This window comes from Yoonia sp. (genome assembly GCF_046292185.1).
GTDB lineage: Bacteria > Pseudomonadota > Alphaproteobacteria > Rhodobacterales > Rhodobacteraceae > Yoonia.
The window spans coordinates 1-5,913 of record NZ_JBKBQY010000134.1; the positions used below are offsets into that span (position 1 = coordinate 1).

7 protein-coding genes are annotated in these 5,913 nt (G+C 61.9%); 1 reads left to right on the top strand and 6 read right to left on the bottom strand.

Features of this window, described 5'->3' with window-relative positions; genetic code table 11:
* The 6 genes from ACK4TM_RS16590 to regB form a co-directional block, all read right to left on the bottom strand.
* The coding region (locus ACK4TM_RS16590) for a hypothetical protein (protein WP_409703407.1) at window positions 1–197 on the bottom strand (197 nt) is incomplete at its 3' end.
* The gene (locus ACK4TM_RS16595; RefSeq protein WP_409703410.1) at window positions 190–873 is read right to left on the bottom strand and encodes a nucleotidyltransferase family protein; all 684 of its coding nucleotides are present in this window, start codon (window positions 871–873) and stop codon (window positions 190–192) included. The genes ACK4TM_RS16590 and ACK4TM_RS16595, both read right to left, overlap by 8 nt.
* Window positions 870–1,838 carry an aminoglycoside phosphotransferase family protein gene (locus ACK4TM_RS16600; RefSeq protein ID WP_409703413.1) on the bottom strand — a complete coding sequence of 323 codons (969 nt, stop codon included), beginning with the start codon at window positions 1,836–1,838 and terminating at the stop codon, window positions 870–872. Before ACK4TM_RS16600 ends, ACK4TM_RS16595 begins: the two co-directional genes overlap by 4 nt.
* Window positions 1,831–2,295: a tRNA (adenosine(37)-N6)-threonylcarbamoyltransferase complex ATPase subunit type 1 TsaE gene (gene tsaE, locus ACK4TM_RS16605; RefSeq protein WP_409703416.1), complete on the bottom strand. Its 465-nt coding sequence runs from the start codon at window positions 2,293–2,295 to the stop codon at window positions 1,831–1,833. The genes ACK4TM_RS16600 and tsaE overlap by 8 nt, the downstream gene beginning before the upstream one ends.
* A 41-nt stretch (window positions 2,296–2,336) precedes the next feature.
* On the bottom strand, window positions 2,337–3,890 hold the full coding sequence (locus ACK4TM_RS16610; protein ID WP_409703419.1) for a PAS-domain containing protein: 1,554 nt from the start codon (window positions 3,888–3,890) through the stop codon (window positions 2,337–2,339).
* 75 nt (window positions 3,891–3,965) lie between these two features.
* Window positions 3,966–5,369: a sensor histidine kinase RegB gene (gene regB / locus ACK4TM_RS16615; protein WP_409703422.1), complete on the bottom strand. Its 1,404-nt coding sequence runs from the start codon at window positions 5,367–5,369 to the stop codon at window positions 3,966–3,968.
* Between the two features lie 143 nt (window positions 5,370–5,512).
* Between regB and ACK4TM_RS16620 the strand changes: the two genes are divergently transcribed.
* Window positions 5,513–5,913: response regulator (locus ACK4TM_RS16620; protein ID WP_409703425.1), on the top strand; the 401-nt coding region annotated here is incomplete at its 3' end.

A 5,913-nucleotide genomic window follows, 5' to 3' on the forward strand; every position in this document is an offset into this window, starting at 1 on the left:
AGCAGGGCAGGACCCGCGTCAAACATCGCGCGGACACGGCGCTGCATCCGGGCAGAGTTGACGTAGATTTCGACGCGGGCCAACGCCTCTGGCGACAGGCCCACGGCGCGGTCCATGAGGCCGTTGACGACGCCTTGCGCGAAATCCACGCCACAGGGTTCGGCAAAAATGCGCGGGCTGGTGGTGGGGTCAAACATGCAACATTTCCTCGGCCAGCGGAATGCTGGATGGTTGGCCGACATCGCACCATTGCCCGTTATAAACCGTACCGTAAACCCCACCGCGCGCCAGCATCCTGTCCCAGATTAGGTTCAGCGAAAAGGCATCCTGCGCGGTTTCCGCCAGCATGTCAGTGCGGATGATCTGGGCACCGACATAGATCATGTCCTTGACCGCGCCGGGCGCTCGGTTCAGCCGACCACTGGCATCCAGCGCGAAATCGCCGCCACCCTGATGCCCTTCTGCCTGCGGTTTCGGGACGATCAGCAGCAGCGCTTCCATCTCGTCGCGCCAGTCGGTGATCAGCCGTGCGATAGGGTTCGGCCCGCGCCAGACCGCGTCGGTGTTCATCGTGATGACCGGGCTTTCGCCCAGCAGCGGCAGCGCATGGCGCAGCCCGCCGCCGGTTTCGCGCAGCTTGTCGGTTTCATCGGAAAACAGGATATCGCGCCCTCTCAGATGCGCGCGCAGCAACGGGGAATGATAATGCAGGTTCACGACCCTGGGGCCGATCTGCGGCAGGTCAGTGAAATCCAGCGCATGGTCGATCAGCGCCTTGCCCGCGACCCGCACCAAAGGTTTCGGGCGGTCCTTAACCAGATCGCCCATCCGGGTCCCAAGGCCGGCGGCAAAAAGCATCAGCGGATATGTCATGCGCGTAACCTTGCCAATATTGCGGCGTCCGGGGCTGGCAGCAGGTCGTCGACAACCATGCGCAGATCCGTCAGTGCCGGGTGGCGCAGGTCTTTTTGCAATTGCGCCCAGACACGGGGGATCATCGCGACATAGCGGGTTTTGCCCATTTGACTGGCCAGCCGGGCGAAGACGCCAAGAATACGCAGATTGCGTTGCGCGCCGAGACAGGCAAGCTGCGCGACAAAATCCGGGCCAGCCTGCGTTGCGGCGCTGAAATGTGCGATCATCGCGGCGCAGACGTCATCGGGCACATCGCGGCGCGCATCGCGCAGCAGCGACGCCAGATCATAGCCCAATGGCGCGACGAACGCGTCCTGAAAATCCAGCAGCCCGACGCGCGCAAGCCCGGTCTGATCGGGCCGCCAGATCAGGTTTTCAGCATGGTAATCGCGCAGGGCCAATGTGTCTGGGCTGGGTGCCAAATCGGCCATGGCCTGCGTCACCGAAGCGACGAGTTCCGGCACCGGGCGCTGGGCATAGGATTCGCCTGTGACGGCGACCATCTCTCCCGCCAGTTCGGGTGTCAGGCGGATCAGGTCGGGCGGCGCAACGCGGGCCAGATGGATCAGCACGTCTACGCTGGCGCGATAGACCCCCATGCCCCGCGCCGGGTGCTGGTTGATGTGGCCCGCCACGTCTTGCGGACCTAGATCGGACAGCAACAGCAATCCGCAGTCAGTGTCTTTTGCCAGTATCGCGGGTGGGGACAGGCCCGCATCGGCCAGAACGGCGGCGATGCGGATAAAGGGACGGATGTCTTCGCCGCTGGCGGGTGGCGCATCCATCAGGATGACCGATTGCGCCCCGTCCTGCAGCCGCAGATAGCGCCTGCTGGATGCATCGGCGGCAATCACCTGCCGTGCCCATGTGCCGTGGCCCGTCTGCATCAGAAACGCCATGATCGCGCGGTCCCGGTCAGACATGCAGGTCAGACATCCGGTCTTGCCACGTGGGGGAGGCGGTGAAGGTAACAAGGTGATCGTCCGCACGCGCCGCGAAGGTCAGCGTCAGCGCGCCATCCGGGGTATCAGCGCCCAATCTGTCGGGCCATTCGATCAGGCAGATGGCGGTCTGGAATGCCTGTTCAAGCCCCAGTTCCAAGACCTCGTCCGGGTTTGTCAGGCGGTACAGATCGCAATGCCAGATATCACCATCTTTCGCCTCGTAGGTTTGTACCAGCGTAAAGGTGGGGGACGGTACATCTTCCATACGGCCCAGCCGGGCGCGGATGACACCGCGCGCAAAGGCGGATTTGCCCGCGCCAATCGGCCCTTGCAGCAGGATTGTATCGCCGGGGCGCAACACGCCCGCCACCGCGCCCGCCAAACGGGTGGTGGCCGCTTCATCGGCAAGCGTGATCTGGCGATGTGCAGTGGTCATGGCGGGACTCTATGGTCTGTGCCACCACCTGCAAGACCAAATCAGCGGCTGATTGCACGGATTGCAGGGTCTGGCCGCGTCAGTTTGCGCAGGGCCCGCATATTTCGCGCCAAGGGTGCAAACCGCACCATTGTCATGCCCCCGGCGACAGGGCTGGCGCTGCACCGGACCAGCCGGCCATCCTGCAACATTGTTTCGTCCGTCCAGTCCTGTCGCGGACCAAGCTGGTGAATGAAGTGCTGCAATTCGGTCCAGTCTACCGGCACGGCGCAGCGCGACTGCCAGATCGCCATCTCGGAACCGATCACGCGCAGCGCGATTCCCTGTGCCGCCTGCATCCCCCATAACGTGTCATAGGCGCGATTATACATGACCAGCGTGCCGGCGGTGGAAAATACCGCCACCGCATCCGGCAGCGCATCAAGCACCGCCTGCCCGGTTTCGATATCCGACCGGAAACGGCGGGTCAGGGACAGATCGGCGGTGATGTCTTCGAACAGAAACACAAATCCGCCGTCCGGGTGTGGTCGTCCGGTCACGCGAAAGGCCTGACCATCCGGCAAATCCCAGACCTCGCTATAGGTGCCGTTTCTGGCAGCGGTTTCCACGGCGGTGAACCGGTCGCGCCAGGACGCGTAATTCTTGGGTTCAGGCAGCATCCGGGTTTCGCGTAGCCGGTCCAGCACCGTGTCAATCATGGGCCGGGAACTGAGGAATTCAAACCCCAGCCGTGTCATATCCAATAGCGCCGGATTAAAGGTGGCCAGCTGGCGGCGTTTGTCAAATATGGCCAGCCCGATAGACAATTCGGCGAATGTCTTGCCTAAAACCTGGACAAAGTTGTGGCGTTCCTGATCGGCGCTGACCGCGGCACTGGCGTCTGCTGCGTAATGCAAGGTGGTCGTGTCCTTCTGTATGGATGACACATCGAACCATTGCGCAGCATCTTTCTGCGGCAGCGGGATGGCCAGCCGCCGGACAGACACCGCACCGCGCGCGATTTTGCTGCCAAAGGCCGGAAAGATGGCTTTTTGCGGCAACCCCGCCGTATCATCCGGACGCCGTTTGGCCCAAGCATCCAGATAGGCGCGGTTGGCCCAGATCACCGCGCCACCCTCATCCGTACGCCAAATCAACTGAGGCGCAGAATCGACGATATCGCGCAACATGCTGAGCTCTGCGAAAGGCTGGTCGCCAGCGGCAGATTGCATGGCCCCGCCCGGATCCGTGACAACAAGGCGGGGATGCCCATTCGGCCAGTCCAGGTCGATCCAAGTGGTATCGTCGTGGGCATGGGCGATCCGGCATCCAGACCGGTCGCCTGATTGCAGATGATCCGCCAGCGCCGGGAACTGCGGTGATAGCGCCGCCAGAACGGCGTCGCGGTCGGGCAGATGGCTGAACTGCGCGATCACCTGTTGCGCGTCGATTGTGGTATCGATCAGCTGATCATCGTGAAACAGAAAAATCGGTCCGCACCGGACCATGTCTGCAGTGCGGTCAGGCGACCTGCGCCGCGACAGCCACAAAACCAGCCCTGCGCCCGATATTGCACCAACCGCCATCATGGCAGCCATTAAGAGAATCAACGACATTTTGTCCGAATCCTTGCCTGTTCAAGCAACCATCATCGCGCAGCAAGGTTAAGGGTGCGTTAAACACGCGTCCGGTCATGGCCAAGGGCGGATCGGCATGTTCTTCCCCAGCGCCGGAATGTCGCCTTTGTCCATAGAGACAAGTTTTTCCCGCGGCCAGACCACGTCGACAATCGCGCCGCCGGTAGCCTGACCGGTCCAGCTCGCGTGGCCGTGGCGTCGGCTGTTGGCAAAGGTCAGCCGCGCGCCAGAGCGTTCAAGCAGGGTTTTCGCGATGAACAGGCCCAGCCCCATGCCCTCATATCCCGGGCGGCGGATACCATCCTCGGAAAAGCGGCGGCGGCGCACGTAGGGGTCCCCGATCCGGCCGATCACCGATTGCGGAAAGCCGCTGCCGTCGTCGGAAATACGCACGCTGACCGTGCTTTGCGACCATGTCGTTTCGATCCAGACCTCGCTTTGGGAAAAATCGACGGCGTTCTGGATCAGGTTGCGCAGGCCGTGGATAATCTCTGGCCTGCGTCTGATCAGAGGCTGGGTCCAGTTGGCGCCCTGTTCGGGGGAAATTTCAAAGGTCACCATCTTTCCACGGCTCAGATGTGGCTCTGCCGCTTCGCGCACGACGGTTTCCAACGGGGCCTGCCGCAGATGCAGGTCATCCTTGCCTGCGCGGCCCATGGAATGCAGGATATCCCGGCAGCGGTCAGCCTGCGATCTGATCAGGCTCGCGTCTTCCAGTAGTTCGGGGTGGTGTTCCAGTTCTTCCATCAATTCGGTGCTGACCAGTTTGATCGTGGCCAGCGGTGTGCCCAGTTCATGCGCGGTGGCGGCGATGACGCCACCCAGATCGGTCAGTTTCTGTTCCCGCGCCAGCGCGAGCTGCGTGGCAAGCAGCGCCTCGCCCATCGCGTGCATTTCGGTGGTGACCTGGCGCGCATAGATCGCCAGAAAGACCACACCAATCAACAGCGCCAGCCAGAATCCGAACTGAAACAGAACAGGCAAGGCCAGGACAAAACCATTGGCGGTGACCATCGGCATGTTGAAGTGGCTGATCAGCGTGATCAGCAGGATCGCGGTGACACCCAGAAAGACAGTGCTTTTCAGCTGCAGAACGGTGGCGGCGATTGTCACGGGTGCCAGCACCAGCAAGGCGAAAGGATTGTTCAGCCCGCCGGTCAGGAATAACAGCACCGATAGCTGCACCAGATCGAAAAACAGCCAAAGGGTCGCCTCGCGCTCGGAAAGACGCTTGTTTTCAGGATTGGTGGAGCGGGAAACGATATTGGCCAGCACCGAACAGCCGATCACGACACCGACAAGACCATACTGAAAATCAAGCTCGTACACCTGCGCCGCGACGGTTGCCGCAATCGCCTGCCCCAGCGCCGCGAACCAGCGTAAGGTGACAAGCGTCCGCAGCCGCACCCAGTTGCTGCGTTCCTGATCGTGAAAACCCTCGAAGTCGGAAGTGGACATCCGCCCTGATACCCTTTGTCTCAAGGTCCGTGATAGGCGTTGTGACACTGACAGGCAATGCGACCAATCGGCGGGTCCGTCCTGACGTTGACGGCTGAAAGGCGCGGGCTATCTCATCTCAGAGATGATCAGGGGTGAGTATGATGACGATCGAACCATTGGACCTGGGCGAAGACAAATCGCTTCTTTTGGTTGATGATGATGATGCGTTTCTGAAACGCTTGGCGAAAGCCATGGAAAAGCGCGGGTTCGAGGTGGAAACGGCCAGCTCCGTCGCCGCAGGCAAAGCCATCGCAACCGCCCGCCCACCCGCCTATGCCGTGGTTGACCTGCGGCTGGAGGATGGCAACGGGTTGGATGTCGTGGAAACCCTGCGCGCACGGCGCCCTGAAAGCCGGATTGTCGTGCTCACAGGCTATGGCGCGATTGCCACGGCGGTCGCTGCGGTCAAGATCGGTGCCACGGATTACCTGTCCAAACCGGCGGATGCGACCGATGTCACCAATGCGCTGCTGGCGCTGACGGACGGCCTGCCGCCGCCCCC

Bases quoted from the DNA above. Each gene is read 5' to 3' on its own strand.
- ACK4TM_RS16600 (WP_409703413.1), bottom strand. From the start codon at position 1,838: ATGTCTGACCGGGACCGCGCGATCATGGCGTTTCTGATGCAGACGGGC.
- ACK4TM_RS16610 (WP_409703419.1), bottom strand. From the start codon at position 3,890: ATGTCGTTGATTCTCTTAATGGCTGCCATGATGGCGGTTGGTGCAATA.
- tsaE (WP_409703416.1), bottom strand. From the start codon at position 2,295: ATGACCACTGCACATCGCCAGATCACGCTTGCCGATGAAGCGGCCACC.
- ACK4TM_RS16595 (WP_409703410.1), bottom strand. From the start codon at position 873: ATGACATATCCGCTGATGCTTTTTGCCGCCGGCCTTGGGACCCGGATG.
- regB (WP_409703422.1), bottom strand. From the start codon at position 5,369: ATGTCCACTTCCGACTTCGAGGGTTTTCACGATCAGGAACGCAGCAAC.